At 52.9% G+C, this 26,973-nt stretch carries 26 protein-coding genes and 1 other annotated feature; of the genes, 11 read left to right on the top strand and 15 right to left on the bottom strand.

The features are described from left to right. Nucleotides 1–181 precede the first annotated feature (181 nt). From kdgM to CVE23_RS11965, 4 genes are all read left to right on the top strand, one after another. Nucleotides 182–892 (top strand): oligogalacturonate-specific porin KdgM, encoded by a 711-nt coding sequence (gene kdgM / locus CVE23_RS11950; RefSeq protein ID WP_100849610.1) that lies wholly within the window; start codon nt 182–184, stop codon nt 890–892. A gap of 272 nt (nt 893–1,164) precedes the next feature. Then, nucleotides 1,165–2,133, top strand: coding sequence for a pectin acetylesterase PaeX (gene paeX / locus CVE23_RS11955; RefSeq protein ID WP_038919174.1), 969 nt, complete (start codon nt 1,165–1,167; stop codon nt 2,131–2,133). Nucleotides 2,134–2,210: 77 nt separating this feature from the next. Beyond that, nucleotides 2,211–2,789, top strand: a complete 579-nt coding sequence (locus CVE23_RS11960) for a metal-dependent hydrolase (protein WP_038658328.1) — start codon at nt 2,211–2,213, stop codon at nt 2,787–2,789. A gap of 136 nt (nt 2,790–2,925) precedes the next feature. Then, nucleotides 2,926–4,317 carry an L-cystine transporter gene (locus tag CVE23_RS11965; protein WP_038919175.1) on the top strand — a complete coding sequence of 464 codons (1,392 nt, stop codon included), beginning with the start codon at nt 2,926–2,928 and terminating at the stop codon, nt 4,315–4,317. A 66-nt stretch (nt 4,318–4,383) separates the two neighbouring features. Here CVE23_RS11965 and osmE read toward each other — a convergent pair whose 3' ends face one another. Beyond that, nucleotides 4,384–4,713 (bottom strand): osmotically-inducible lipoprotein OsmE, encoded by a 330-nt coding sequence (osmE, locus tag CVE23_RS11970; RefSeq protein WP_038658322.1) that lies wholly within the window; start codon nt 4,711–4,713, stop codon nt 4,384–4,386. A gap of 223 nt (nt 4,714–4,936) precedes the next feature. Between osmE and nadE the strand changes: the two genes are divergently transcribed. The 3 genes from nadE to CVE23_RS11985 all read left to right on the top strand — a co-directional run bounded on the left by nadE (nt 4,937) and on the right by CVE23_RS11985 (nt 7,243). After that, complete coding sequence (gene nadE, locus CVE23_RS11975) at nt 4,937–5,761, top strand: ammonia-dependent NAD(+) synthetase (protein WP_100849611.1); 825 nt, start codon at nt 4,937–4,939, stop codon at nt 5,759–5,761. A 107-nt stretch (nt 5,762–5,868) separates the two neighbouring features. Continuing rightward, complete coding sequence (gene yddG, locus CVE23_RS11980; RefSeq protein WP_100850460.1) at nt 5,869–6,762, top strand: aromatic amino acid DMT transporter YddG; 894 nt, start codon at nt 5,869–5,871, stop codon at nt 6,760–6,762. Nucleotides 6,763–6,835: 73 nt separating this feature from the next. Beyond that, nucleotides 6,836–7,243, top strand: coding sequence for a nitrous oxide-stimulated promoter family protein (locus tag CVE23_RS11985; protein ID WP_049853735.1), 408 nt, complete (start codon nt 6,836–6,838; stop codon nt 7,241–7,243). 38 nt (nt 7,244–7,281) lie between these two features. Here the strand turns inward: CVE23_RS11985 and ihfA are convergent, their stop codons facing one another. From ihfA to icd, 14 genes are all read right to left on the bottom strand, one after another. Further along, the gene (gene ihfA, locus CVE23_RS11990) at nt 7,282–7,581 is read right to left on the bottom strand and encodes an integration host factor subunit alpha (RefSeq protein WP_035341598.1); all 300 of its coding nucleotides are present in this window, start codon (nt 7,579–7,581) and stop codon (nt 7,282–7,284) included. 3 nt (nt 7,582–7,584) lie between these two features. Continuing rightward, the gene (pheT, locus tag CVE23_RS11995) at nt 7,585–9,972 is read right to left on the bottom strand and encodes a phenylalanine--tRNA ligase subunit beta (protein WP_100849612.1); all 2,388 of its coding nucleotides are present in this window, start codon (nt 9,970–9,972) and stop codon (nt 7,585–7,587) included. Nucleotides 9,973–9,985: 13 nt separating this feature from the next. Next, the gene (gene pheS, locus CVE23_RS12000) at nt 9,986–10,969 is read right to left on the bottom strand and encodes a phenylalanine--tRNA ligase subunit alpha (protein WP_033570774.1); all 984 of its coding nucleotides are present in this window, start codon (nt 10,967–10,969) and stop codon (nt 9,986–9,988) included. Between the two features lie 105 nt (nt 10,970–11,074). After that, nucleotides 11,075–11,198 (bottom strand) — a sequence feature (Phe leader region). Continuing rightward, the gene (gene pheM / locus CVE23_RS22760; protein ID WP_106120997.1) at nt 11,149–11,193 is read right to left on the bottom strand and encodes a pheST operon leader peptide PheM; all 45 of its coding nucleotides are present in this window, start codon (nt 11,191–11,193) and stop codon (nt 11,149–11,151) included. Its footprint overlaps the feature before it by 45 nt. A 157-nt stretch (nt 11,199–11,355) precedes the next feature. After that, nucleotides 11,356–11,712, bottom strand: a complete 357-nt coding sequence (gene rplT, locus CVE23_RS12005; protein WP_012769671.1) for a 50S ribosomal protein L20 — start codon at nt 11,710–11,712, stop codon at nt 11,356–11,358. A 43-nt stretch (nt 11,713–11,755) separates the two neighbouring features. Next, on the bottom strand, nt 11,756–11,953 hold the full coding sequence (gene rpmI, locus CVE23_RS12010) for a 50S ribosomal protein L35 (RefSeq protein ID WP_012769670.1): 198 nt from the start codon (nt 11,951–11,953) through the stop codon (nt 11,756–11,758). Nucleotides 11,954–12,049: 96 nt separating this feature from the next. Beyond that, on the bottom strand, nt 12,050–12,592 hold the full coding sequence (gene infC, locus CVE23_RS12015) for a translation initiation factor IF-3 (RefSeq protein WP_071605205.1): 543 nt from the start codon (nt 12,590–12,592) through the stop codon (nt 12,050–12,052). 3 nt (nt 12,593–12,595) lie between these two features. After that, nucleotides 12,596–14,524 (bottom strand): threonine--tRNA ligase, encoded by a 1,929-nt coding sequence (gene thrS / locus CVE23_RS12020; RefSeq protein WP_100849613.1) that lies wholly within the window; start codon nt 14,522–14,524, stop codon nt 12,596–12,598. Between the two features lie 340 nt (nt 14,525–14,864). After that, the gene (locus CVE23_RS12025) at nt 14,865–15,161 is read right to left on the bottom strand and encodes a YebO family protein (RefSeq protein ID WP_038919181.1); all 297 of its coding nucleotides are present in this window, start codon (nt 15,159–15,161) and stop codon (nt 14,865–14,867) included. Between the two features lie 168 nt (nt 15,162–15,329). After that, nucleotides 15,330–16,121: a DNA-binding transcriptional regulator KdgR gene (gene kdgR / locus CVE23_RS12030; protein ID WP_038658296.1), complete on the bottom strand. Its 792-nt coding sequence runs from the start codon at nt 16,119–16,121 to the stop codon at nt 15,330–15,332. A 211-nt stretch (nt 16,122–16,332) separates the two neighbouring features. Next, nucleotides 16,333–17,499, bottom strand: a complete 1,167-nt coding sequence (gene ogl, locus CVE23_RS12035; protein WP_038919182.1) for an oligogalacturonate lyase — start codon at nt 17,497–17,499, stop codon at nt 16,333–16,335. Between the two features lie 283 nt (nt 17,500–17,782). Then, nucleotides 17,783–18,667, bottom strand: coding sequence for a protease HtpX (gene htpX, locus CVE23_RS12040; protein WP_049853732.1), 885 nt, complete (start codon nt 18,665–18,667; stop codon nt 17,783–17,785). 465 nt (nt 18,668–19,132) lie between these two features. Further along, complete coding sequence (locus tag CVE23_RS12045) at nt 19,133–21,304, bottom strand: sensor domain-containing phosphodiesterase (RefSeq protein ID WP_038919184.1); 2,172 nt, start codon at nt 21,302–21,304, stop codon at nt 19,133–19,135. An 822-nt stretch (nt 21,305–22,126) separates the two neighbouring features. Further along, entirely contained in the window at nt 22,127–23,380 is a 1,254-nt protein-coding gene (gene icd, locus CVE23_RS12050) for an NADP-dependent isocitrate dehydrogenase (protein WP_038919185.1), read from the bottom strand. Nucleotides 23,381–23,511: 131 nt separating this feature from the next. Between icd and rluE the strand changes: the two genes are divergently transcribed. From rluE to hflD, 4 genes are all read left to right on the top strand, one after another. Continuing rightward, entirely contained in the window at nt 23,512–24,138 is a 627-nt protein-coding gene (rluE, locus tag CVE23_RS12055; protein WP_167389550.1) for a 23S rRNA pseudouridine(2457) synthase RluE, read from the top strand. Further along, a complete protein-coding gene (locus CVE23_RS12060; protein ID WP_100849615.1) occupies nt 24,131–24,589 on the top strand; it encodes an NUDIX domain-containing protein in 459 nt (152 codons plus the stop codon). The genes rluE and CVE23_RS12060 overlap by 8 nt, the downstream gene beginning before the upstream one ends. Before the next feature lie 175 nt (nt 24,590–24,764). Then, nucleotides 24,765–25,877: a tRNA 2-thiouridine(34) synthase MnmA gene (gene mnmA, locus CVE23_RS12065; protein ID WP_038919189.1), complete on the top strand. Its 1,113-nt coding sequence runs from the start codon at nt 24,765–24,767 to the stop codon at nt 25,875–25,877. A gap of 390 nt (nt 25,878–26,267) precedes the next feature. After that, nucleotides 26,268–26,900 carry a high frequency lysogenization protein HflD gene (gene hflD / locus CVE23_RS12070; protein WP_038919190.1) on the top strand — a complete coding sequence of 211 codons (633 nt, stop codon included), beginning with the start codon at nt 26,268–26,270 and terminating at the stop codon, nt 26,898–26,900. Nucleotides 26,901–26,973: the final 73 nt, after the last annotated feature.

A 26,973-nucleotide genomic window follows, 5' to 3' on the forward strand; every position in this document is an offset into this window, starting at 1 on the left:
AATGAATCATCCTGTCGATCATCGTCACAATTTGAAATCATTTTGAATTTATTGTGGTTCTAAAAGATCGAGATCACAAAACGATATTAAATAATCCATAAAATAGAACTTGTTCCATAAGAACACATCGACTTTATTTTTTTATTCTTTTCTTTATCTGTATATCTATAGGGAAAATACAATGAAGATTAAATTATTAACTTTGGCTGTTGCATCTCTGGTTAGCGTCAACGCTCTGGCTGTATCTATCGACTATCGTCATGAAATGCAGGATACCGACAAAGCCGGCCATAAAGATCGTCTGTTAATTTCTCACCGTTTTGCTAATGGTTTCGGGTTATCTTCCGAAGTAAAATGGGCACAATCCAGTGCGGATAAAACCCCAAATAAGCCATTTAATGAACAGGTCAGTAATGGTACCGAAGTCGTCGCCAGCTACGTTTATAAATTCAATAACGTCTTTTCCATTGAGCCAGGTTTTTCTCTTGAATCAAACAGTTCAAGCAATAACTATCGCCCATACCTTCGCGGCCGTGCCAATGTGACTGACGATTTATCCGTTGCGTTACGTTATCGCCCCTACTTTAAACGTAATAGCGGTAATATTGGCAAAGACAATACCACGGATAAAGGTTATACGCTGACTGGTAATATCGACTATACCTTCCTGAAGGATTACACCATCGGCTATGAGCTGGAATACAAAAAGGCCACATCAGGCAAAACCATTCTGTCTGACAACGATAATTATGACATCACCCACAACGTAAAACTGTCTTATAAATGGGATAAAAACTGGAAACCTTATGTCGAAGTCGGCAACGTTTCCGGTTCTGAAACCACCGATGAGCGCCAGACTCGTTATCGCGTAGGCGTGCAGTACAGCTTCTGATAGCTGCCCGTGGCGCCGGAATATCGGCGCCAAAAATGGATGATAAATAACATGTCAATAGGTTGTTATTTATCATCCCGGCTAATCACCTGACGGGAATTAGCCAAACCATCAATTCGTCTTTTAAATTTCTGCGTCTATTTCCCTCCGAGGGAAATAATACCATTCGCCAATTTGGGTAAACATTTTGCTCTCTTCGATGAAATGTTTACCTGTTTTTTTATCCCCACCAGCGTCATACTAATTTCTATTAATCAAATAGGTAAACTGTCATGTCACTACGAAGGGTAATTGCAGGAACGCTTATGATGTCTGTCAGTGGACTCAGTCTCGCCGACACCATCTTCCCGGTATGGCCGCAGGGTGAAGCGCCTGGTGCGGCAACATCGTCAGTACAACAGCAGGTCGTTGAACGCAGTAAAGACCCTACCTTGCCAGACCGGGCCGTGACCGGTATCCGCAGCCCGGAAATCACGGTTTATGCACCGGAAAAGCCGAATGGCACAGCGTTGTTGATTACCCCCGGCGGCTCCTATCAGCGCGTGGTGCTGGACAAAGAAGGCAGCGATTTGGCGCCCTTTTTCACCCGGCAGGGTTACACCCTGTTCGTCATGACATACCGTATGCCGGGCGATGGTCATCAGGAAGGCGCGGATGCGCCACTGGCCGATGCCCAGCGCGCTATCCGCACGTTACGGGCCCATGCCGCGCAATGGCACATTGACCCGCAACGCATTGGCATCATGGGCTTCTCTGCCGGCGGGCATGTCGCCGCCAGCCTGGGCACCCGCTTTGCGCAAACCGTTTACCCGGCGCAGGATGAGATCGACCATCTGAGCGCCCGCCCGGACTTTATGGTGCTGATGTACCCGGTCATCTCCATGCAGGAGGACATTGCGCACGCTGGCTCCCGTAAAGCGCTGATCGGCTCTCACCCCAGCGACGCGCAAGTCCAGCGCTACTCCGCGGAGAAACAGGTCAGCGCGAAAACTCCGCCGACATTTTTGGTCCACGCCATTGACGATCCTTCCGTATCGGTAGACAACAGTCTGGTGATGCTGGCGGCGCTACGCGCGCACCAGATTCCGGCAGAAATCCATCTGTTTGAACAGGGGAAACATGGGTTTGGTATCCGCGGCACGGTCGGATTGCCGGCCGCTATCTGGCCGCAACTGCTGGATAATTGGCTAACATCGCTGCCGTCAAAGAAAAATACGGCGAATCAACCGGATAAAACATAACTAGTTACACCGTCACACCTTCCGCCGTCTATCACAATCTCCTATACTGTATAAAATGACAGTTTTTGAGATGTTTCATGACCGCGGAAGGCCACCTCCTGTTTGCCGTAGCCAGCGCAATCTTCGCCAAAAAAGCAGAATTATCGCCCGTTCTGGCAGCCGGCGACTGGTGGCACATTATTCCCGCCGCCATGCTGACGGCGCTGCTGCCCGACATCGATCACCCGAAATCCATTCTGGGCCAGCGCCTGAAATGGATTTCGGTGCCGATCGCCAGGCTATGCGGTCACCGCGGTTTTACGCACAGCCTGCTGGCGATTCTGGCCGGCGTTTATGTTATCCGCACCCGGCTACCCGCAGACTGGCCGTTGCCGGGTGATGTTTACCACGCCATGATCGTTGGGTATTTGAGCCATATCGTCGCCGATATGCTGACTACTGCGGGCGTACCGTTGTTATGGCCCTGTCGCTGGCGCTTTCGTTTTCCCATCCTCAACAGCGACAAAGGAAATCAGCTGGAGCGATTACTGTGCGTAGGACTGATTCTGTTTATGCTATGGCAACCGCAACAACCGCTGGAATCCTGGCATTACGGCGAACCGGCGCGATGGCTGCAACAGTTCAGCCAGCAACTCCGTCAGTTGCTGACGCTCTGATCTGGCGCGTTATTCCATTCTTATCACCCCATGTTAGTTATCTCTATAACCGCGATATAAAAGACCTGCTATGCTACTGCGCTGGTTACGTTTCTCTGACCGTAGCCATTTTGAACATTAAAAAAGGAGTAGTGGGATGAATTTTCCGCTGATAATAAATGTGGTGGTTTTTGCTGTGTTGCTCTTCGCACTAGGGTATGGCGGTAATAAAAACTGGAGTCTGTCCAAAAAGGTGCTGCTGGGCCTGATCACCGGCGTCCTATTTGGGTTGGTGTTGCATCTGATCTATGGCGACGACAATCCGGTCGTAAAGCAATCCATCGCCTGGTTTAACATCGTCGGCAACGGCTACGTACAATTACTGCAGATGATTGTGATGCCGCTGGTATTCGTTTCAATTCTCAACTCGGTTGCCCGGTTGCATAACGCCTCATCGCTGGGGAAAATCAGCCTGCTGGCGCTGGGCACGTTACTGTTGACCACCTTGATTGCCGCACTGATCGGTATCTTCGTCACCAACCTGTTTGGCCTTACCGCCACAGGACTGGTACAAGGCGCGCAGGAAAGCGCTCGTCTGTCTACGATCCAGAATAGCTATGCCGGCAAAGTCGCGGACCTGAGCGTCCCGCAGTTGCTGCTGTCGTTTATCCCCAAAAACCCGTTTGCCGACCTGACCGGCGCCAACCCGACCTCGATTATCAGCGTGGTGATTTTCGCTGCGTTTCTCGGCGTCGCCGCGCTGCACCTGCTGAAAGACGATGCGGTGAAAGGCGAACGCGTACTGACGGCCATTGATACGCTGCAATCCTGGGTGATGAAGCTGGTCCGCCTGGTGATGCGTCTCACGCCTTATGGCGTTATGGCGCTGATGACCAAAATGGTCGCCAGTTCTAACCTGCAGGACATCCTCAAACTGGGCGGCTTTGTCGTGGCGTCCTATCTCGGGCTGGGACTGATGTTTGGCGTACATGCCGTGCTGCTGGCGCTGACAGGCGTGAACCCGGCTCGTTTCTACCGTAAGGTTTGGCCGGTACTGAGCTTCGCCTTCACCAGCCGCTCCAGCGCAGCCACCATTCCGCTGAATATTGAGGCTCAGACGCGCCGTATCGGCGTACCGGAATCTATCGCCAGCTTTGCCGCTTCCTTTGGTACGACCATCGGCCAGAACGGCTGTGCCGGGCTTTATCCGGCCATGCTGGCGGTCATGGTCGCGCCGACGGTAGGCATCAACCCGTGGGATCCGATGTGGATTGCCACTCTGGCAGGCATCGTGACGCTCAGCTCGGCAGGCGTGGCCGGTGTCGGCGGCGGCGCGACTTTCGCCGCGCTGATTGTCCTGCCCGCTATGGGCCTGCCGGTGACGCTGGTTGCCCTGCTGATTTCCATTGAACCGTTGATCGACATGGGGCGTACCGCGCTGAACGTCAGCGGCTCGATGACAGCCGGCACCATTACCAGCCAGTTGCTGAAGCAAACCGATAAAACCGTGTTCAATCAGGACGACGACGCCGCATTGACGCAGCGTTAGTTCTTTCTGTCATGGCATAAAAAATGCCGGAGCGGTTTCCCCCTCCGGCATTTTTTTACGCTCCGATCAGAGTTTCGGATTGGTGTCATATTCCTGACAACTCTGGAATCCTTTGTTCAACACATGGCCGGTTTCATCAAAGCTGACGAAGTAGTACTGAATCTTGCCGTCACGTGTGCCGAGTACATAGGTATTACAGGTGCCGCGGGCGTGAATCATCGTGGCCTCCGTCGATGCGGGACCGGCAATCCGGTTCACTTCCTGGCGGCTCATGCCTTTTTTCACATCCTTCACTACCGGTTTGGTGAGGAAATTTTCCGCACGATCATAAGCGACACAGCCAGAAAGCATCAGCGCACTTGCCGCGATACACATGAGTAAACGATTTTTCTTCATGGCATGACCTCATTGGCTATCGGTGTTGCTAAGACTAGATAGCAACCGCGGCTTTTTCAAATCGGCCGCGTTTTTTCAACAGGCTGATAGTTGGCGAAAAAGCCCCCGGTTCGATGTAAAACTTCCGGCTTTCTCTTGTTCTTTTGTTCCGCCGGAATTAACGTTACCCTTTGGTGATGTGAATAATTATTCTGGCGCATCAATAGGTTCAGGAGGGGGTGACATGTCATTACAGCAGGAAATCATTCAGGCGCTCGGGGTGAAAAGCACCATCGATCCGGCGCAGGAAGTTCGGGTGAGCGTTGATTTTTTAAAGAATTATCTGAAGGCGCATCCGTTCGCCAAAAGCCTGGTACTGGGGCTCAGCGGCGGACAGGACTCGACGCTCACCGGTAAATTATGTCAGACGGCTATCACCGAATTGCGCGAAGAAACCGGCAAAACCGATTATCAGTTCATCGCGGTACGCTTACCGTATGGCGTGCAGGCCGATGAGCAGGACTGTCAGGACGCCATCCAATTTATCCAGCCGGACCGGGTGTTGACCGTTAATATCAAACCGGCGGTGGACGCCAGCGAAGCGACGTTGCGCACCATAGGCATCGAGCTGTCTGATTTCGTCAAAGGTAACGAAAAGGCGCGCGAACGCATGAAAGCCCAGTACAGTATTGCGGGCATGAACGCCGGTCTGGTCGTCGGAACCGATCACGCGGCGGAAGCGGTCACCGGCTTTTTCACCAAATACGGCGATGGCGGCACCGACATCAACCCCATTTTCCGCCTCAACAAGCGCCAGGGCAAAGCGCTGCTCAAACTGCTGGGCTGCCCGTCACACCTTTATACCAAGGCGCCAACGGCCGATCTGGAGGACGACCGTCCATCCCTGCCGGATGAAGTAGCGCTGGGCGTAACCTACGAGAAAATCGACGACTATCTGGAAGGCAAGCAACTTGACCCAATAGATATCGCGATTATCGAAACCTGGTATCGCAGAACCGAGCACAAGCGCCGTCCTCCTGTTACCGTGTTTGATGATTTCTGGCGTTGATGACTGCACGGCGTTAGACCCGGAACATTCATCCCAGAGCCAAAACATTCATGCGGATACCGCCTGGTATCCGCCTTTTTATGCCATGCCATAACGATAACCCTTTGATGATAGCCATAACCCCTTATCGCGCCACGCTGGCCGGCCTGTTGGCGATTATGCTCTGGAGCACCTCTGTTGGCCTGATTCGCAGCCTGACCGAGGCGCTGGGCGCGTTAGGCGGCGCTGCCATGATCTATACCACCAGTGCCCTCTTCCTGCTGTTATTCGGGCATCGTCCCACATTTCGTTCCCACTCCAAAATCTACCTGCTGCTCGGCGGCGCGCTGTTTGTCAGCTACGAAATCTGTTTCTCGCTGTCGATTGGGCTGGCGCAAAATCGGATGCAGGCGATGGAATTGGGAATGATCAATTACCTATGGCCCTGCCTGACGATTCTGTTTTCGCTGTTTATCAATCAACAGAAAAGCCGGTTTTGGCTGTGGCCGGGTCTGGCCTTGTCGGTAATGGGGATCCTGTGGATTCTGAAGGGCGATGGCGACTGGTCGCCCGCGCTGATGTGGCGGAATATCAGCGCCAATCCGCTGGCCTATGGCATGGCGCTGATCGCGGCGCTGGTCTGGGCGTTGTACTGTAACGTTTCACGCCGCTTCGGCAACGGAAAAAGCGGCATCCTGCTGTTTTTCATCACCGTTTCCGCCGTCCTGTGGGGGAAGTATTTGCTCAGCGACGCGCCCGGTTTTTCCTTCCCGGCGCAAACCCTGCTGGAACTGTTGTTCATCGGCGGCTCCACCGCGCTGGCCTATGCCGCCTGGGATGTCGGTATTCAACGTGGCAACATGGCGCTACTGGCAACCGCGTCTTACTTTACGCCGATACTCACGACGCTGATGGCGGCATTGTGGCTGCAAACCGTACCTACCTTCACTTTCTGGCAAGGCGTCATCATGGTGACGCTGGGATCGCTGCTTTCGTGGCTGGCCACGCGCTCAACCGGTTAATCTGCCTAAGAACACGGTTCCCGTGTTAAATTGCATGTATTATACAATTTAATACAACCACGAGAGCGCCACGATGTCCTCTTCTTCCGGCAAACGTATCCAGCGTGAAATCCAAACGATTCAGGCGATGCTCACGCTGTATGAAAACGCGTTCCCTGCTCCGGCGGATGACGCGGACTACTATGCCAAACTGCGCGATTACGCGCTGAACCGGCTGCAAAAATGCTATTACGGTGAAAACAAACCCGCCTGTAAACAGTGTCCAATCCACTGCTATCAGCCGGCAAAACGGGAAGCCATCAAAGTGGTTATGCGCTGGGCGGGACCGAGAATGCTGTTGTATCACCCGATACTGGCTATCCGTCACCTGTTGGATGACCGTAAACCTGCGCCTGCTGCGCCGCAACGTCCGCGCACAGGGGAAAGACCTGAATCGCCCGCCTCACTTTCAGACGATTCTGCAAAAGAAAAAGGCCGCTAATGCGGCCTTTTTGTCAAATCAAGACACTTTTTGCCAAATCAAGACACTTTGGGTGAAGCATTTTCCACCCTGCTCTTCAATTTCTGCCCTGGACGGAACGTGACGACCCGACGCGCCGTAATCGGAATATCTTCGCCGGTTTTTGGGTTACGTCCCGGGCGCTGGTTCTTGTCCCGCAAATCAAAGTTGCCAAACCCCGACAACTTAACCTGCTCACCATTCTCCAGAGCGCGCCGAACTTCTTCGAAAAACAACTCGACGAGCTCTTTGGCATCCCGTTTGCTGAGCCCAAGCTTTTCAAACAGGTATTCAGACATTTCAGCTTTAGTAAGCGCCATAGGTTAATCCCTCAAGGATGCTTGGAATCGCTGTTTTAGTGCTGCTACGCATTGCGCAACGGTAGCGGCAATTTCCTCTTCTGCCAGTGTACGAGCGGTATCCTGCAATACCAGACTAATAGCCAGACTCTTATACCCTTCCGCTACGCCCTTGCCCCGGTACACGTCAAATAAGTTTACGCCAACTAACTGATTTGCGCCAACTTTCTTGCACTCGGCCAAAACGTCGCCCGCCGGCACGCTTTCAGCCACCACCACAGCAATATCACGGCGATTCGCCGGGAAACGGGAAATGTCCGCCGCCTCAGGCACCACACGCTCGGCAAGCTTGTCCCACAGGACTTCAAACACCACGGTGCGCCCGTTCAGATCCAGCTTGCGTTCCAGCTCCGGGTGAATCACACCGATATAACCGATGCGCTCGCCAGCCAGATAAACGGCCGCAGTCTGTCCCGGATGCAACGCCGGATGGCTTTCGGACCGGAACTCAAGCGCAGACAGTTTCCCGGTCAATGCCAATACGGCTTCCAAATCACCTTTTAAATCATAGAAGTCAACCGCCTGACGCGCCAGATCCCAGTGTTCTTCGTAACGGGTGCCGGTAATCACGCCCGCCAGCATGGTTTCCTGACGCACACCCAAATCGGCGCTCTGATCAGGAACAAAGCGCAGGCCGCTCTCAAACAGGCGCAACCGGCTTTGCTGGCGGTTCTGGTTATACACCACCGCTCCCAGCAGACCGCTCCACAGCGACAGGCGCATCGCGGACATTTCCACCGAAATCGGGCTCGGCAGAATCAGCGCCTCTTCACCGGGGTGAATCAGCGACTGAATTTTGGGATCGACAAAACTGTACGTGATCGCTTCCTGGAAGCCGTGATCGACCAGCAGGGTTTTCACGCGCTTAAGCGCCAGATCCGCCTCGCGATGTTGCGTCATCTTCAACGGCGCCTGAGTAGGAATATTCGGAATGTTGTTGTAGCCGTAAACACGCGCTACTTCTTCCACCAAATCTTCCTCAATCTCCATGTCGAAACGCCAGCTCGGCGCCGCCGCCTGCCAGCCATCGGCAGTTTTGGTTACCTGGCAACCCAGACGATTCAGAATATCGCTGACTTTCTCATCGGAAATCACATGACCGATCAGACGATCCAGCTTGTCGCGACGCAATGTGATAGTGGCGCGTGCCGGCAGGTCTTTCTCGCTGACGACTTCCACCACCGGACCGGCCTCACCGCCGCAGATATCCAGCAGCAGACGGGTTGCTCGCTCCATCGCCTGATGTTGCAATGCCGGGTCCACGCCGCGCTCATAGCGGTGCGACGCATCAGTATGCAGGCCGTAACGGCGCGCACGCCCCGTGATCGACAGCGGATTAAAGTAAGCGCACTCCAGCAGCACATCCTGCGTGTCGCCATTCACACCGGAATGCTCGCCGCCGAAGATGCCGCCCATAGCCAGCGCTTTCTGATGATCGGCAATCACCAGGGTGTCGGCGCTCAGCGTAGCGTCAGTGCCGTCCAGCAGACGCAGGATTTCCCCTTCTTTCGCCATGCGCACCACGATGCCGCCTTCCAGACGGTTAAGATCGAACGCATGCATCGGCTGCCCCAGTTCCAGCAGCACATAGTTGGTGACATCCACGACCGGATCGATAGAGCGGATACCGCAACGACGCAATTTTTCGCGCATCCACAGCGGCGTGGCGGCCTTAACGTTGATTCCCTTAACCACTCGTCCCAGATAGCGCGGACATGCTTCAGTCGCATCCACCTGAATCGGGAAACGGTCGGCGATGGTCGCGCTTACCGGCTCGATAGCCGGCGCAGCCAGCGCCTGCTCATTCAGCACCGCGACGTCACGCGCCACGCCCAGAATCCCCAGGCAATCGGCACGGTTCGGGGTCACGCTGATTTCGATGGTATTGTCATCCAGTTTCAGATACTCACGGATGTCAGTGCCCAGCGGCGCGTCAGCCGGCAATTCGATAATGCCGCTGTGATCGTCGGAGATCCCCAGTTCGGAGAAGGAGCACAACATCCCTTCAGACGGTTCGCCGCGCAGCTTGGCCGCCTTGATTTTGAAATCGCCCGGCAGAACGGCGCCCACGGTAGCCACCGCGACTTTGAGGCCCTGACGGCAATTAGGCGCGCCGCAAACGATATCCAGCAAACGATCGCCGCCGACGTTGACTTTCGTCACCCGCAATTTGTCCGCGTTCGGATGCTGTGCGCACTCCACCACTTCCCCAACAACCACGCCGTGGAATGCGCCTGCAACCGGCTCAACGCCGTCCACTTCCAGACCGGCCATGGTGATTTGTTCAGATAAGGCATCGCTGCTGATGGCTGGGTTAACCCATTCCCGTAACCAGAGTTCACTGAATTTCATGTTGATTCCTGCCTTATTTAAACTGTTTGAGGAAGCGTAAATCGTTTTCGAAGAAGGCGCGCAGGTCCGTCACGCCATAACGCAGCATGGTCAGGCGCTCCATCCCCATACCGAAGGCAAAACCGGAGTACACTTCCGGGTCGATGCCGACGTTACGCAACACGTTCGGGTGCACCATGCCGCATCCCAGCACTTCAAGCCATTTGCCGTTCTTGCCCATCACATCCACTTCGGCGGACGGTTCGGTGAACGGGAAATAGGACGGACGAAAACGCACCTGCAAATCTTCCTCAAAGAAATTGCGCAGGAAATCATGCAGCGTTCCCTTCAGGTTGGTGAAGCTGATGTCTTTATCCACGATCAACCCTTCCATCTGATGGAACATCGGAGTGTGGGTCTGATCGTAGTCGTTACGGTAAACACGGCCTGGCGCGATGATGCGAATCGGCGGCTGTTGTTTCTGCATGGTGCGGATCTGCACCCCGGAGGTCTGGGTACGCAGCAGGCGCTTGGCGTCGAACCAGAAGGTATCGTGATCGGCGCGTGCCGGGTGGTGACCCGGAATATTCAGCGCGTCGAAGTTGTGGTAATCGTCTTCAATTTCCGGACCGGACGCCACCGCAAACCCCAGTTCGCCAAAGAAGGTTTCGATGCGATCGATAGTACGGGTGATCGGATGCAGGCCACCGTTTTCAATCGTGCGACCCGGCAGCGAGACGTCAATGGTTTCCGCCGCCAGACGCGCATTCAATTCAGCGCCTTCCAGCGCCTGCTTGCGCGCATTCAGCGCATCCTGCACTTCCTGCTTCGCCTGATTGATAACCGCGCCCGCGGCAGGACGTTCTTCAGCAGGCAGCTCGCGCAGCGAGGTCATCTGAAGGGTTAAGTGACCTTTTTTGCCCAGAAACTCGACGCGCACATTTTCCAGTGCGGCGACGTCTCCAGCCTGTTCTATGGCTGTTCTGGCTTTGGCAACCAGTTCTGCGAGATGTTGCATTGCATTCCTCTTCTTCTGCCTGTATGGCCGACAATCATGATTGGAAAGATACGGTTTTCAGTGCGCCGGACGTTAACACTACCCACGGATTCAGGAATCGGGTCCAATAAAAAAGCCTCCACAGAGGAGGCTTAGGCGCTACTTTTCGTTTCTATTCTTACGCGCAAAGCCCCCGACGTTCAGGCGCTAAAGTAAAAAAAGAAACGGAAAATAGCAGCGTTCATACTTGCGTTACCTTATCGTTGTTTAGCTAATTATTGTCTAACCCGTTGACAATATACCAATTTCACTCTTTCTGAAAGTTTTTCGTCGGCAATTGAGGGGTTGTCAGCTTTCAACCGGCGTCAAAGACGAAAAGAGGGAGACAAGCTCCCTCTTTCACTGACTTACGCCAGAGCTGATTTCGCTTTTTCAACCAGTGCGCTGAACGCCACTTTGTCGAATACGGCGATGTCAGCCAGAATCTTACGGTCAATTTCAACAGAGGCTTTTTTCAGGCCATTGATGAATTTGCTGTAAGACAAGCCATTCTGGCGGGCTGCTGCATTGATACGTGCAATCCACAGCTGGCGGAATTGACGCTTACGCTGACGACGGTCACGGTAAGCGTACTGACCAGCTTTGATTACTGCCTGGAAGGCAACACGATAAACGCGCGAACGGGCACCGTAGTAACCTTTCGCTTGTTTCAGGATCTTTTTGTGACGTGCGCGAGCAACCACACCACGTTTTACGCGAGCCATATGCTCTCTCCTAAAGTCTTATTCTGAATTAAAAAAAGGTTACTTATGCGTAAGGCAGACATGCTGCAACCAGGCCCAGATCTCCTTTGGAGACCATAGCTTTCGGACGCAGATGACGTTTACGTTTAGTCGCTTTTTTGGTCAGAATATGACGCAGGTTAGCATGCTTACGCTTGAAACCACCGCTGGCGGTTTTTTTGAAGCGTTTAGCGGCGCCACGTACAGTTTTAATCTTTGGCATTGTTATTTCCACTTCGCATTGTTAAACAATGAATCAGATAAGGCGAACAAAAACCGCGCCACACGAAGGCAGCGCGGAACGTGTTACTTGAGTGCCTTACTGTTTCTTCTTCGGTGCCAGCACCATAATCATCTGACGCCCTTCGATCTTACTCGGGAACGACTCGACGACAGACAATTCACTCAGGTCGTCACGAATGCGGTTAAGCATTTCGATGCCGATCTGCTGGTGCGCCATTTCACGGCCGCGGAAACGCAGCGTGATTTTAGCTTTGTCACCATCTTCCAGAAAGCGAACCAGGTTGCGTAGTTTGACCTGATAGTCGCCATCATCGGTACCAGGCCGGAATTTGATTTCCTTAACCTGAATAACTTTTTGCTTCTTCTTCTGTTCTTTAGTGGCCTTACTCTTCTCATAGAGGAACTTGCCGTAATCCATGATTCGGCAAACCGGCGGCTCGGCGTTCGGGCTGATTTCAACTAAATCAACTCCTGCTTCCTCAGCTTTCTCTAACGCTTCATTCAGGCTGACAATACCGAGCTGTTCGCCATCAACGCCTGTCAGACGTACCTCTTGTGCGCGAATTTCTCTGTTGATGCGATTAGGACGCGCCGGTTGAACTCGTTTTCCGCCTTTAATACCTTATTCCTCCAACTGATGAAGACTACGGCTGCGAATCTCTTCCTGCAGCTTCGTGATTACTTCACTGACGTCCATGCTTCCCAGGTCCTTGCCGCGGCGGGTACGGACAGCCACTTTGCCTGCCTCCACCTCTTTGTCGCCACAAACAAGCATATAGGGAACACGCCGTAAAGTGTGCTCGCGGATTTTAAAGCCTATCTTCTCATTTCTCAAGTCTGCTTTAACGCGAATTCCCGCATCTTGCAATTTTCTTGTCAATTCGCTGACATAATCAGACTGTGTATCGGTGATATTCATCACCACGACCTGTACCGGCGCCAGCCAGGTTGGGAAGAAGCCCGCGAATTCTTCGGTCAGAATCCCGATAAAGCGCTCCATCGACCCCAGTATCGCACGGTGAATCATCACCGGTACCTGACGCTCGTTGTTTTCGCCGACATAAGATGCGCTCAGACGCCCCGGCAGCGAGAAGTCAAGCTGCACCGTACCGCACTGCCAGGCGCGATCCAGGCAGTCATGCAGGGTGAACTCGATTTTCGGACCGTAAAATGCGCCCTCGCCCGGCTGATAGTCAAACGGAATGCCGTTTTCAGTCAGCGCAGCCGCCAGATCTTCTTCCGCTCGATCCCACATGTCATCGCTGCCGATACGTTTTTCAGGACGCGTTGACAGTTTCACCACGATTTTTTCAAAACCGAAGGTGCTGTACATGTCGTACACCATCTTGATGCAGCTGTTTACTTCATCGCGCACCTGCTCTTCGGTACAGAAGATGTGGGCATCATCCTGCGTAAAGCCGCGCACGCGCATCAAGCCATGCAGGGAGCCTGACGGCTCGTTACGATGGCAACTGCCGAACTCCGCCATACGCAGCGGCAGGTCGCGGTAGGATTTCAGACCCTGATTGAAGATCTGTACGTGGCCCGGGCAGTTCATCGGTTTGATGCAGTATTCACGGTTTTCAGACGACGTCGTGAACATGGCCTCTTTGTAGTTTTCCCAATGGCCGGTTTTTTCCCACAGCACACGGTCCATCATGAACGGACCTTTTACTTCCTGATATTGGTACTCTTTGAGCTTCATGCGCACAAAGGCTTCCAGCTCGCGGAAAATCGTCCAGCCATCGTTATGCCAGAACACCATGCCCGGCGCTTCTTCCTGCATGTGATACAGGTCCAGCTGTTTACCGATTTTACGGTGGTCGCGCTTGGCGGCTTCTTCAAGGCGTTGCAGATAAGCGCTCAGCTGTCTCTTGTCTGCCCAGGCGGTGCCATAAATGCGCTGCAGCATTTTATTCTTGCTGTCGCCGCGCCAGTAAGCGCCGGACGTTTTCTGCAGTTTGAAATGATGGCAGAAACGCATGTTCGGTACGTGCGGCCCACGGCACATATCGATATATTCTTCGTGGTGGTATAACCCCGGGCGGTCATCATGGCTGATGTTTTCATCCAGAATCGCCACTTTGTAGCTTTCGCCACGCGCTACAAATGTATCACGCGCTTCCTGCCAACTGACTTTTTTCTTGATAACGTCGTAATCTTTGCCCGCCAGTTCATGCATCCGCTTTTCAAGCAGGTCCAGATCTTCCTGAGTCAGGGTGCGGTCCAGATCAACGTCATAATAGAAACCGTTGTCGATCACCGGGCCAATCGCCATTTTGGTGTCCGGCCACAGCTGCTTGATGGCATGACCCAGCAGATGCGCGCAGGAATGACGAATAATTTCCATCCCCTCTTCATCCTTGGCCGTGATGATGGACAGCTGTGCGTCGGATTCAATCAAATCGACGGCGTCAACCAGCTCACCATTGACCCGGCCGGCAACGCAGGCTTTCGCCAGACCCGGGCCGATATCCAGTGCGACATCAAGAGGAGAAACGGCATGGTCATAATGACGCTGACTGCCGTCAGGAAGCGTAATAACAGGCATGTAAATTCCCTTATTTGCAGTGGTGAGCCACACGAAAGCTCACGTGCAAAAGATATTTGCGTTTGATTTAGGTGGTCGGTGGAAAAGGATTTAACCCACAATTGTTAAATCAGTTCCGCCCTGTCGTCAGGTGGCATGGCAATGGTCACGGCCTTCAACGGGATAACGCGCCAATGCCTTAACCCGACGGCGTAGAGTAGCACCATGCTCCTAGGGATGCCACCCATCCGGTCAAAACAGGCGGCAGAAATACGGATTGACGTCATTGAGATACGGGCGAAGACCCGTCATTACAGCGGGTCTTGTTGATACCCTCGGCAATATGCCGGAGGGCGGAGAATCAACGCTCCGGAATCATGTCCTTAAACAGCGGATCAATCTCGCTTTCCTTAATCTCCGGTAAGGAAACCGGCTGCTCGGGAGCAGGCTCTACCGCTACCTCCTGTGCCGGCACTGGCGACAGCGATTGCAACAGCGCGATTTGCTGTTTCTGCTGCTCGACAATTTCATGCAACAGCCTGATCTGTTCATTGGCCCGCACACTGGCCCGGTTGATAAAGAACCAGACCAAAATCACCAGTAGCACAATCAGCGCGACAAAAACCACTTCCAGCATGTCTGAAGCAAAACTACTCATGTCTAAAACCTGTTACGTAACCTGACTCAGCCGCGCATTCTAGCACTGTGCCGACAGACAATTCGACAGTCATGCCGAGATTCATTGTCTGGAATACCGACTTTCGCCCATAAAAAAGCCTGTCACCGGGACAGGCTGATGGTCAAATTGGCCTCACACCTTTCGGTGTCAGAACGGATAATCGTGATATCCCATTTGATCGGAGATGTTGCGTGCTGCTGTATGCAACATGGCGACATACTCATGTTTATTCTCTTCCGAGAAACGAATAGTCGGGAAAGAGATACTCAGGCCGGCAATTACCACGCCAAAGCGATCAAATACCGGAACCGCGATACAACGCAACCCTTCTTCCTGCTCTTCGTTGTCTTCGCCGTATCCCTGTTGACGCACCAGATCAAGCTGAGGCAACAATTCTTCCGTACTACCGATGGTGCGCACAGTGCTACGCTTGAATTCCACCTGAGACAGAATTTCTTTAACCTCTTCACGGTCGCGCCAGGCCAGCAACACCTTGCCAATCGCCGTGCTGTGCAGCGGATTCCGACGGCCGATGCGGGAATACATGCGCAGGTTGTACATGGAATCGATTTTATGGATGTAGACAATGCTGTCTTCATCCAACGCGCCGAGGTGGATGGTTTCACGCGTTAATGCCGACAATTCACGCATCTGAATATCCGCACTGCGGATCAGATCAACGTTCTGCAGCGCTTTAGCGCCCAGCTCGAACAATTTCAGCGTCAGCGAGTATTTCTCTGATTCACCTTCCTGGGCAACATATCCCAGAGATTTCATCGTCTGCAGGAAACGATAAACAGTACTTTTAGACATCATCACGCGCTGTGAAAGTTCAGTAATGCCAATCTCACGCTCTTCGCCCAACGCCTGCAAAATACCAAAAACCTTTAAGACAGATGACACGGAATCGGGTTGTTTATCTAAATCTGCAATAGCCATTTTTGTGGTTACCCTACTCAGTATTTTTTGTTTTAAAAAAAATAGAACACTTGTTTTAGTATAAAGGGAACGCTTTGAATATGGCAATCAGGCATTACTATAACTGACAGTATGATTAAATATTGTCCATTACAATGGCGCTGCCGGATTAATAATCTTATTGTAAAAGCGAAAAAAACCGCGCCCTTGGCGGGCACGGTTGCAGGTGCTGTTATTGCCAGACCGAATCAGGCACTTTTGCCAGATATAACGCCGGCTTGCCATCGACATCAGACGTAAACAGAATATGTTTGTCATCCGGCGTGAAGGACGGGTGCGGATGCGTTACCTGACGGTCGCCCTCCAGCACTTCCCACGAGGTGTTGTGTTGCGCGACCTGGAAATGTTTCCCGGTCTTCATATTGAACACATACAAGAACGGATCGTTTTCAATTTTGTAGCCACCGTCATCTTTCACATCCACCGGCGCATTACACCCATCTCCCACCATCAGCGTGCCATCGTAGTTGCTCATCAGGTGAGAACACGGCGGCATTTCAGTCAACTGACGGTTTTCCAGCGTTACCGGATCGACACTGCAAATGAAGCGGTTGGTGCTGCCTTTCAGATAGGAAACATAAGCCAGCGCAGAACCATTCGGCACCCAGAACTCGTGGGTGCAACTTTCACCCGCCGCATGTTCTTTCACCTTACGCATATTGGTGCCGTCTTCATTGATGAACCACATACGCGCATCAACCAGGTCATGCGGGCCTTCATGGCAGAACGCCACCGTATTATCGTCGCCCGGACGATAAATGGGATGACCCAGCCATTGGTTTTCCTGCAGGATGGTGGTGGCTTCGCCGGTTTTCAGATCGATACGAATCAAACGGCAGCATGGGTTGGTAAAGTAGAATTCCTGGAATTTTTTCCAGTCGGTCAGCGGTTTCCAATCCTCTTTCTTAATCTCGATGCCGACCATTTTGGTGCAATCGGAATTGGCAACCCAGGTACCGTAGCCGACCCAATCGTCCGGCACCTGATAAATATTGGTTTCTTCCAGTGTCTTCAGGTCAACGCGCATCAGATTACGAACGTTCTTCACATAATACAGCGCATCATCATCTGGAGACAGGAAACCGCCGAACGTATTGTCGCCGGTGCCTTCGGTCAACTGCGTTGCCTGCTGGGTTTTCAGATCCAGCAAATAGTAGTTCCACGGCCCGTCAAAGGCGCCACCAAACAGCAGCTTGCTGCCATCATTGGAAAAACACTTCTGATAGAAGTAGTTGCGGTGGCAGATAACATCGGGAGGAGTGAGACGCACCACTTCGGTGCCGGTGACTGAATCCTGGTAGGTATGGAACGAAAAAGAAAGCTTTTTACCTTTGGCCATCCGTAAATCCTTAGCACTTATCGTGAAAAATCGACGCAGCCAGGTGAAAGATTACCCGTCATCCCGGCCAATCGCCTTGTTATACCGATATTGTAGAAACAATGTTTCATTTTTCCGTGATCGTGGTTTTATTTTATAAAACATTCTTTCACTTTTCACTGACTGTTTGCGCTGACGCAAGATTATTTTGCCCGATATTGATCCAGATGCGGCAATGAAGAACCTGACCGAACGCCAGAAAAAAACAAAGGCCCCGAGGGGCCTTTGCGAATAGAACCAGCGATTATTTGAGGTACTCGCCTGCACGCAGCGCTTCGATACGTTTGTCCAACGGCGGGTGCGACATGAACAGCTCGCTAAGGGACTTGGATTTGCCATTGATGCAGAATGCCATCATGCTGCCCGCTTCCTGCGGCTCATAACTGGTTTTCAGTCGCTGCAATGCAGCAATCATCTTCTCACGCCCGACCAGTTTCGCTGAACCGGCATCGGCATGAAACTCACGGTAACGAGAGAACCACATGGTAATGATGCTGGCCAGAATACCGAACACCAGCTCCAGCACCATGGAAACCGCCATGTAAACCAACGGGTTGCCGTTGCTGCTCTCTTCGCCGTCGTCACGATTGCCGGAAAGAAAACTGGTAACGATTTGCGCAATGATGCGGGAAATAAAGATCACAAAGGTGTTCACCACCCCCTGCACCAGCGTCATCGTGACCATGTCGCCGTTAGCGATGTGGCTGATTTCGTGAGCGATAACCGCTTCGGCTTCATCACGGCTCATGTTCTGCAACAACCCCGTGCTGACCGCAACCAGCGAACTGTCGCGGCGAGCGCCCGTCGCGAACGCATTAATATCAGGCGCATGGTAGATAGCGACCTGCGGCATGGCGATCCCCACCTGCTGAGACTGGGCGCGCACCGTGTCCAGCAGCCAGCGCTCGGTTTCATCACGCGGTTGTTCAATCACCTCACCGCCAACGGAGCGCAACGCCATCCACTTAGACATCAGCAGTGAAATAATCGACCCGCCGAAGCCGAACACGCCGGCCATGATAATCAAGCCCGCCATGCTGTTGTGCTGAACGCCCGTCAGACTAAGCACCAGTCCGAATACCACCATCACCGCCAGGTTGGTGAGCAGGAAAAGCGCAATACGCATCATATGATTCAGATTTCCTCTTTCAGCAAAAGCAACAAAAGTGTTTGCAACAACCACATCGTATGGGTTGCGCCGTCATTTTCAAGCATCCATAACCTTTATGTTACCAAATTAACATAACTTTACATTTTTATTGATGAAAGATTCGGGAAAAACAAAGAATGTCATCCATGCATAGCGGACTGTTTGCAACGATAGTCAACAGCAGGAAATCTGATGTGATTATGTTGGATACCATGAAAGGGCCTGACATATCCGCAGGTTGAGATGTAATAAAATATAATTTGCGTAATATTTATCCCGAGCCGGCGAAAAACATTAAGCAGCCTGACCGATGGCACAGGCCGTATGCTCAAAAGCGATGCAACCGGACCTGCTTTACCGCGTTTCACACGAATTATTCAAAAATATCGTGGCATCCATGCGCATCTTCGCTACTTAACAGATGCCAGTTACATCACTGCAATATCAATGGGCCAACGGCGCATCCTCTAAACCCAACAGTTTTTCGAACTCATCTGCCGGCATCGGCCGGCCAAACAGGTAGCCCTGCGCCTGCTCACACCCTTTGTTGAGCAATCTTTCACATTGCTCCTGTGTTTCCACACCTTCAGCGATTACATCCAGACCGAAGCTTTTTCCCAGATAGAGAATCGCGCGGACAATCGCCGCATCCGGCGCCGACTCACACATAGCGCGCACAAAGGTTTGATCGATCTTAAGCCGCGTGACCGGGTAATGCTTCAACATGCTGAGTGACGCATAACCTGTACCATAGTCGTCAAAAGCGATGCCGACGCCGCTATTACGCAGTTCATTGAGAGGTTTCATCATATTCTCATCGTGCCGCAATATGATGTTCTCCGTGATTTCCAGCTCCAGTGCGCCAGGTTTAAGACCCGTTTGCGTCAGGACTTCCTTGATTTTCTGCGCCAGCATGCCGGAACGGAACTGGGCCGCGAACAGGTTGATGCTGATACGGAAATTCCCCGCGCCAGACCGGCACCAGTCAGATGCCTGCTGGCAGGCGGACCGCACGACCCAGTCGCCAATACGCTCAGCCCAAGGGCCTCGCTCCAGCGCGGACATAAACGCCGCCGGCCCCAGCAGCCCTTTATAAGGATGACGCCAGCGCAGCAACGCCTCAGCGCCCACAACCTTACTGTTAACCAGGCTGACCTGCGGCTGATAAAACACCTCGAACTCTTCCTGTTCATACGCCCGGATAAATTCCAGTTGGAAAGCATGCCGCGCCTGAAATACTTCTCTCAGCTCACGGGTAAAGAAGCGGTAGCAGTTACGCCCGTCCGCCTTCGCCTGGTATAACGCCAGATCGGCGCTGGTGAGCAGATCCTGCACGGTTGTGCCATGCGCCGGATACATGACCAGCCCGATGCTGGCGCTGGTGTTGATTTGTTTGTCATCAACCGGCACAGCTTGCGAAATATCATAAATGATTTTTTCCGCCAGCGTTGCCACCTGCGCCTCGTCATTCTGCTTCGGCAACAGAATCGCGAACTCATCGCCCCCCATACGGGCCACCAGGTCGCCGGAACGCACGTTATCCTGTAATCGTTTGGCGACACTGGACAGAATCTCATCGCCGCTGGCATGACCAAGACTGTCGTTGATATCCTTAAAGCCATCCAGATCAATGATCATGATGGCGGTTGGCTCACCGTTCTTCAGCACCTGCTCCAGCGTGGATGTCAGTAACGTGCGGTTGGCCAGCCCGGTCAGCGGATCGCGGTGCGCCTGCAGGAACAACCGCTCTTCGTAACGTTGCCTTTCAGTGATATCGCGCAGAATGATGCCGTAACGCGTCTGATGGTTGTCATGCCACATTGACACCGTTAGCTCGGTTGGAATCAGGGTGCCGGGCAATGCGCGCGTTTCCAGCTCGATCGAGCTACCTTTGAATATCGCGGTTTTGTCCGTCGCCAGATGATGCAACTGCACCACGAACATATCCGGCACGATGATGCTGATGTGTTCGCCGACAATCTGCTCACGGCTGTACTCCAGCATTTTTTCTGCCGACTCGTTCCAGAAGGTGATCGTGCCTCTGTCGTTGACGCAGAGAATGGCATCTGGCGAGGACTCGGCGATGCTCTCAAAACGAGCCTGACTAGCGCGACGCGCCAGATCCAGCCGCCGCATCTCCAATTTGTCCATCACCAGCGCGGCAAAATCCTGCAAATTATGCGCATCGCGGGCGCTGAGAGAAGATCGGGGCTTGTTATCAATAATGCATAACACGCCGATGGGAAAGCCGCTCGGCGTCCGCAATGGGATACCAGCGTAAAAACGGATGTGCGGCTCACCGGTTACCAATGGATTATCCTGGAAGCGGGGATCCTTGCGCGTATCGGGGATCACCATGATCCGTTTTTTGAGAATCGCATGCGCACAGAATGATTCGTCTCTTGACGTTTCGCACACCGACATGCCGACGCTGGCGGCAAACAATTGTCGTTCTTCCTCTATCAGCGAAATCAATACGATAGGGACATTGAAAACGTTAGCCGCCAAATTGATCAAATTGTCAAAACCAGGATCAGACAGTGGTTTACTGATGCCGTACTCTCTCAATGCCTCAAGTCGGCTTTTTTCATCTTTATTTGCTGGGGCTCGACTCATGGGGGTTCCCCTCACATTATCCATTGTTTTTTCTTTCAGAAAAAATTGTAGCCTGTTGTCGCGACGGTGCTTACCGTAACTTTTCACGCAAAAAAAATCATCGATGAATAAAATCCATCGATCTCTTTCGATTAAATTTAAAACGATAACTGGCTACTATCCCTCTTTGCTCGGTTTCTTCCCCACACCAGGGTTCGCCTCTTTCATGCAAATTAGCGGGCAGCGTCAACAGAATAGCAAAATGCAGACAAGGAGGAAGACCTGCCGTCAAGATTTTCTAAGATTCCTCGGTTCCTATAAAAAATAGAGGACAACGCAAGTGGTTAATTATCTTAATAGATCGTTATTCCCAATCGTCAACGTAAAGTTGATAACTTATCACTATAAAAATGTTCTTATTTACGGCTTATCATAACTGGCAGATCAGCGGATACGTTTTCTCTGATCGGTTAAATGCCGATAAAAGACTTTCTCTTTAAGAAAATTGGCGCGTAAAACCGAAATAACAATTATACCTACCGGCGTTATATCCGATGCCAATCTCATTCTGACCCGATGCGGAAATGAACAGGAAAAACAGGCTGCTGTGGGTTCACTCGCTTTATTCCGGACGAGATCGACGGTTCGCACGAAGAAAATGCGCTAAAAAAGAGAAGAGAAAGTAAAGTAATAGTACAAAAATGCGGAACGGCAAGCCCAAAGACTCACAATTAATGCGGAATAGTACGTCAGAAAAACGGCAAACATCGCCGGAAAGCAACCTCACCCAGAAAAAAACCTCACGGAGGCCAGCGCCGCCGTGAGGTTCGATGTAATCGTCGATTACATATTGCTGATGATGTCCTGGGCAAACTCGCTACATTTACGCAGCGTAGCGCCTTCCATCAGTCGCTCAAAGTCATAGGTGACGGTCTTGTTCTTGATCGCGCCTTCCATACCTTTCACGATCAGGTCAGCCGCTTCAAACCACTGCAGGTGACGCAGCATCATTTCAGCAGACAGGATCACGGAACCCGGGTTCACTTTATCCTGGCCGGCGTACTTCGGCGCCGTGCCGTGAGTGGCTTCGAACAGTGCGCATTCATCACCGATGTTGGCGCCCGGCGCGATGCCGATCCCGCCTACCTGCGCCGCCAGCGCATCGGAAATATAGTCGCCGTTCAGGTTCATACAGGCGATGACATCGTACTCTGCCGGACGCAGCAGAATCTGCTGCAGGAAGGCGTCGGCGATCACATCTTTAACGATGATGTCCTTGCCGGTTTTCGGGTTCTTGATTTTTACCCACGGCCCGCCATCAATCAGTTCACCGCCGAACTCTTCGCGAGCCAACTGGTAACCCCAGTCTTTGAACGCGCCTTCGGTGAATTTCATGATGTTGCCTTTGTGCACCAGCGTCACGGAATCGCGATCATTGGTGATGGCGTATTCGATCGCGGCACGAACCAGACGTTTAGTCCCTTCTTCAGAGCAAGGCTTCACACCGATACCGCACTGTTGCGGGAAACGGATTTTCTTCACGCCCATTTCGTCTTGCAGGAACTTGATGACTTTGTCCGCTTCCGGCGTACCGGCTTTCCACTCGATACCGGCATAAATGTCTTCGGCGTTTTCGCGGAAAATGACCATGTCGGTCAGTTCGGGCTGTTTAACCGGGCTTGGCGTGCCTTCATAATAACGAACCGGACGCAGACAAACGTACAGATCCAGTTGCTGGCGCAGCGCCACATTCAAAGAACGGATACCGCCGCCTACCGGCGTGGTCAGCGGCCCTTTAATGGCTACACGGTATTCGCGGATCAGATCCAGCGTTTCATCCGGCAACCAAACATCTTGACCATACACCTGAGTGGATTTCTCACCGGTGTAAATTTCCATCCAGGAAATTTTGCGCTTGCCCTGGTAAGCTTTGTTCACCGCGGCATCGACTACGTTAATCATGGCTGGCGTAACATCGACACCGATACCGTCGCCTTCGATAAACGGAATGATCGGATTAGCCGGCACGACCAGTTTACCCTGGGCGTCAACCGTGATTTTCTGCCCTTCTGCCGGTACAACTACTTTACTTTCCATTAACCTCTCCTTCGAGCGCCATTTTGTTAATGACTTGTAAGATGCGTGTCAATACTACTTGAATATTTAGCCTGAGCCAATCACAAACCATTTCGAGTATAATGGTTTTGCCATCCACAGCCAGTAATAAGATGAATAAATTCCCTGTTAAAAATCACCGACTTAAACGATTCAGCTCTCGACCGGCAAAAAATGAATCCACCGCCGTAACGAAAACGCGCATCGTGTTGTTCAATAAGCCTTTCGATGTGCTTTCCCAGTTTACCGACGAGGGCGGCCGCGCCACGCTGAAGAACTATGTCCCCTTTCGCGACGTTTATTCCGCCGGGCGACTGGATCGGGATAGCGAAGGTCTGATGATACTGACCAACGACGGCAAACTGCAGGCGCGTCTTACCCAGCCCGGCAAGAAAACGCCCAAAATCTATTACGCCCAGGTAGAAGGCGTTCCCGACGAAGAGGCTTTGCACGCGTTTCGCACCGGCCTGATACTGAGTGACGGCCCGACCCTACCCGCCGGTGCTGAACAGGTGGAAGAGCCAGCCTGGTTGTGGCCGCGCCAGCCGCCGATCCGCGAACGTAAAAATATTCCGGTTAGCTGGCTGAAAATCACGTTGTACGAAGGGCGTAACCGCCAGGTAAGGCGTATGACGGCGCATATCGGCTACCCAACGCTGCGTTTGATTCGCTACAGTATGGCGAATCAAACGCTTGATGGATTACACCCCGGCGAATGGAGGGAGATCGACCATGTTTAAACCGCATGTGACCGTGGCCTGTGTCGTACAAGCGGAAGGCTATTTTCTGGTTGTTGAGGAAGAAATTAACCACCGGCGTCTGTGGAACCAGCCTGCCGGCCATCTGGAGGCGGACGAAACCCTGATTCAGGCGGCGCAGCGAGAACTGTTTGAGGAAACCGGCATTCACGCCACGCCGCAAAGCTTCCTGCAACTACACCAGTGGATCGCGCCGGACAAAACACCCTTTCTGCGTTTTAGTTTCACCATCGACCTGCCCGAACGGCTGCCCACCATCCCGCACGATAGCGATATCGCCTGCTGCCACTGGCTGAAGCCGGAAGACATTCTCAAGGCCGACTGCCTGCGCTCCCCCCTCGTGGCCGCCAGCCTGACATGCTATCAGCGCGGCCAGCGCTACCCGCTAAGTATACTGGAAGCCTTCAACTGGCCGTTTCCTGACCCGGCATAACGTTGGAAAAACCACGTCCGGTACGGCATGCGGCGTACCGGAACAGCCTATCCCTGCGCAGGCATCGGCCGTGCTTCCGCGGGGCGAGTGTGTTATAGTATTACGCCTGTTTTTCGCCTTAACGCTTTACATCATTAAGAATTAAGACGCTTTATTAAGAGTTCGCGAGACTGCCATGTCAGATAACAGCCAGAAAAAAGTCATTGTCGGTATGTCCGGCGGTGTTGACTCATCGGTATCCGCCTACCTGCTGCAACAGCAGGGGTATCGGGTAGAAGGCCTGTTCATGAAGAACTGGGAAGAAGATGACGATACGGAGTATTGCTCCGCCGCCACTGATTTGGCCGATGCGCAGGCTGTCTGCGACAAACTGGGCATTGAACTGCACACCGTCAATTTCGCCGCCGAATATTGGGACAACGTTTTTGAGCACTTTCTGGCGGAATACCGCGCCGGGCGCACTCCCAATCCCGATATTTTGTGCAACAAGGAAATCAAGTTCAAAGCCTTCCTGGAGTTTGCCGCCGAGGATTTGGGGGCGGATTACATCGCCACCGGTCATTACGTGCGCCGTAAGGATGTGGATGGTAAAAGCCGCCTGCTGCGCGGTCTGGACGGCAACAAGGACCAGAGTTATTTCCTTTACACCCTGAGCCACCAGCAACTGGCGCAGAGCCTGTTCCCGGTCGGCGAGCTGGAAAAACCGCAGGTACGCAAAATCGCGGAGCAGCTGGATCTGGCCACCGCCCGGAAAAAAGACTCCACCGGCATCTGTTTCATCGGCGAGCGCAAATTCCGCGACTTTCTGGCGCGCTACCTGCCCGCACAGCCCGGTCCGATTCTGTCCGTCGACGACGGTAAGGTCATGGGCGAACACCAGGGGCTGATGTACCACACGCTGGGTCAGCGCAAAGGTCTTGGCATTGGCGGCGTTAAAGAAGGCGGCGACGATCCGTGGTACGTGGTCGACAAAGATGTCGCCAGCAACGTGCTGTATGTCGCTCAGGGTCATGAACACCCGCGCCTGATGTCCGTCGGCCTGATAGCTCAGCAACTGCACTGGGTCGATCGTGAACCGCTGACTCAACCGCTGCGTTGCATGGTAAAAACCCGCTATCGTCAGGCCGATATTCCCTGCCTTTTAACGCCGATCGACGCGGACCGCATCGACGTCCGTTTTGACGAGCCGGTGGCCGCGGTCACGCCGGGTCAGTCCGCCGTATTTTATCTGGGCGAAGTCTGCCTTGGCGGCGGCATCATTGAAGAACGTCTGCGCGCGGCGCAATAATCGGTCGTCGCATCAGTCAGAGGAACCGCATCGGTTCCTCTGGCATTTCTGACATCCCCACAAGAAACCAATCACACCAGTGCGCTGCGTCAAATAAAACGCGGCTCGGGCACCTTTTCCGTTTTCATGACACTAAACTTGAATTGCCGGACGATCGAGTCTGACGATTTTCAGCCTGAACAAGGTTTTACCGGGTTCAGGCTGGGTTCATGCTGATTTTTATGGCATGATCACCGCCCTTTTAGGCTGTGTGAGTGAAAAAGCCAGGGCATGTTCGCCGGCGTTTACTTTTCCTCTGGATCGAACCGGAAACACAGCCGAGCCGGAAACACAGATAGTACAGGTATTCCGGACTCGCACGCCGGCCAGATGATGTTGACAGGAGCAATTGTGGCTAAAAACTATCATGACATTACGCTGGCAATGGCAGGAATCTGCCAGTCTGCTCATTTGGTGCAGCAATTGGCACACCAGGGCAGTTGTAATATGGACGCGCTAAAAGCGTCGCTGAAAAGCATCATGAACATTAACCCGCCCAACACGCTGGATGTTTTTGGCAACACGGAACGTAATCTAAAAACCGGGCTGGAAACCCTGCTGGGTATTCTCAATTCATCACGCGAAGGGCTGGGCGCGGAACTGTCGCGTTATACTTTCAGTTTGATGGTGCTGGAACGCCGCCTGCACAATAACCGCGAAGCGATGGACGAACTGGGCAGCCGCATCAGCCAGTTGGACCGACAACTGGAGCACTACGATCTGCTGTCGGACACCTTCATTAATGTGCTGGCAGGCGTTTACGTGGACGTGATCAGCAAACTCGGCCCGCGCATCCAGGTGACCGGCGCGCAGGAAGTGCTGCGGAACCCACAGATTCAGGCGAAGGTTCGGGCGGCGCTGCTGGCCGGGATCCGCGCCGCCGTGCTCTGGCAACAGGTGGGCGGCAGCCGGCTGCAATTGATGTTCTCCCGCAGCAAGCTGGTGCGCCATGCGCAGGAGATCCTGGCCCGCTGCCAGGACTGACCCGAACCAATGCATCTGCTCATTGACGGCGGCCGCTTATTCCGGTTCAGCCGCCGCCATGAGATACTGTCTA

This window comes from Dickeya fangzhongdai (assembly GCF_002812485.1).
Lineage (GTDB): Bacteria > Pseudomonadota > Gammaproteobacteria > Enterobacterales > Enterobacteriaceae > Dickeya > Dickeya fangzhongdai.

Bases quoted from the DNA above. Each gene is read 5' to 3' on its own strand.
- kdgR (WP_038658296.1), bottom strand. From the start codon at position 16,121: ATGGCTATTGCAGATTTAGATAAACAACCCGATTCCGTGTCATCTGTC.
- osmE (WP_038658322.1), bottom strand. From the start codon at position 4,713: ATGAAGAAAAATCGTTTACTCATGTGTATCGCGGCAAGTGCGCTGATG.
- ogl (WP_038919182.1), bottom strand. From the start codon at position 17,499: ATGGCCAAAGGTAAAAAGCTTTCTTTTTCGTTCCATACCTACCAGGAT.
- CVE23_RS11965 (WP_038919175.1), top strand. From the start codon at position 2,926: ATGAATTTTCCGCTGATAATAAATGTGGTGGTTTTTGCTGTGTTGCTC.
- nadE (WP_100849611.1), top strand. From the start codon at position 4,937: ATGTCATTACAGCAGGAAATCATTCAGGCGCTCGGGGTGAAAAGCACC.
- pheS (WP_033570774.1), bottom strand. From the start codon at position 10,969: ATGCAACATCTCGCAGAACTGGTTGCCAAAGCCAGAACAGCCATAGAA.
- htpX (WP_049853732.1), bottom strand. From the start codon at position 18,667: ATGATGCGTATTGCGCTTTTCCTGCTCACCAACCTGGCGGTGATGGTG.
- kdgM (WP_100849610.1), top strand. From the start codon at position 182: ATGAAGATTAAATTATTAACTTTGGCTGTTGCATCTCTGGTTAGCGTC.
- paeX (WP_038919174.1), top strand. From the start codon at position 1,165: ATGTCACTACGAAGGGTAATTGCAGGAACGCTTATGATGTCTGTCAGT.
- CVE23_RS12045 (WP_038919184.1), bottom strand. From the start codon at position 21,304: ATGAGTCGAGCCCCAGCAAATAAAGATGAAAAAAGCCGACTTGAGGCA.
- rluE (WP_167389550.1), top strand. From the start codon at position 23,512: ATGAATAAATTCCCTGTTAAAAATCACCGACTTAAACGATTCAGCTCT.
- thrS (WP_100849613.1), bottom strand. From the start codon at position 14,524: ATGCCTGTTATTACGCTTCCTGACGGCAGTCAGCGTCATTATGACCAT.
- icd (WP_038919185.1), bottom strand. From the start codon at position 23,380: ATGGAAAGTAAAGTAGTTGTACCGGCAGAAGGGCAGAAAATCACGGTT.
- CVE23_RS12060 (WP_100849615.1), top strand. From the start codon at position 24,131: ATGTTTAAACCGCATGTGACCGTGGCCTGTGTCGTACAAGCGGAAGGC.
- pheT (WP_100849612.1), bottom strand. From the start codon at position 9,972: ATGAAATTCAGTGAACTCTGGTTACGGGAATGGGTTAACCCAGCCATC.
- rplT (WP_012769671.1), bottom strand. From the start codon at position 11,712: ATGGCTCGCGTAAAACGTGGTGTGGTTGCTCGCGCACGTCACAAAAAG.
- CVE23_RS11960 (WP_038658328.1), top strand. From the start codon at position 2,211: ATGACCGCGGAAGGCCACCTCCTGTTTGCCGTAGCCAGCGCAATCTTC.
- CVE23_RS11985 (WP_049853735.1), top strand. From the start codon at position 6,836: ATGTCCTCTTCTTCCGGCAAACGTATCCAGCGTGAAATCCAAACGATT.
- rpmI (WP_012769670.1), bottom strand. From the start codon at position 11,953: ATGCCAAAGATTAAAACTGTACGTGGCGCCGCTAAACGCTTCAAAAAA.
- ihfA (WP_035341598.1), bottom strand. From the start codon at position 7,581: ATGGCGCTTACTAAAGCTGAAATGTCTGAATACCTGTTTGAAAAGCTT.
- CVE23_RS12025 (WP_038919181.1), bottom strand. From the start codon at position 15,161: ATGAGTAGTTTTGCTTCAGACATGCTGGAAGTGGTTTTTGTCGCGCTG.
- mnmA (WP_038919189.1), top strand. From the start codon at position 24,765: ATGTCAGATAACAGCCAGAAAAAAGTCATTGTCGGTATGTCCGGCGGT.
- yddG (WP_100850460.1), top strand. From the start codon at position 5,869: ATGATAGCCATAACCCCTTATCGCGCCACGCTGGCCGGCCTGTTGGCG.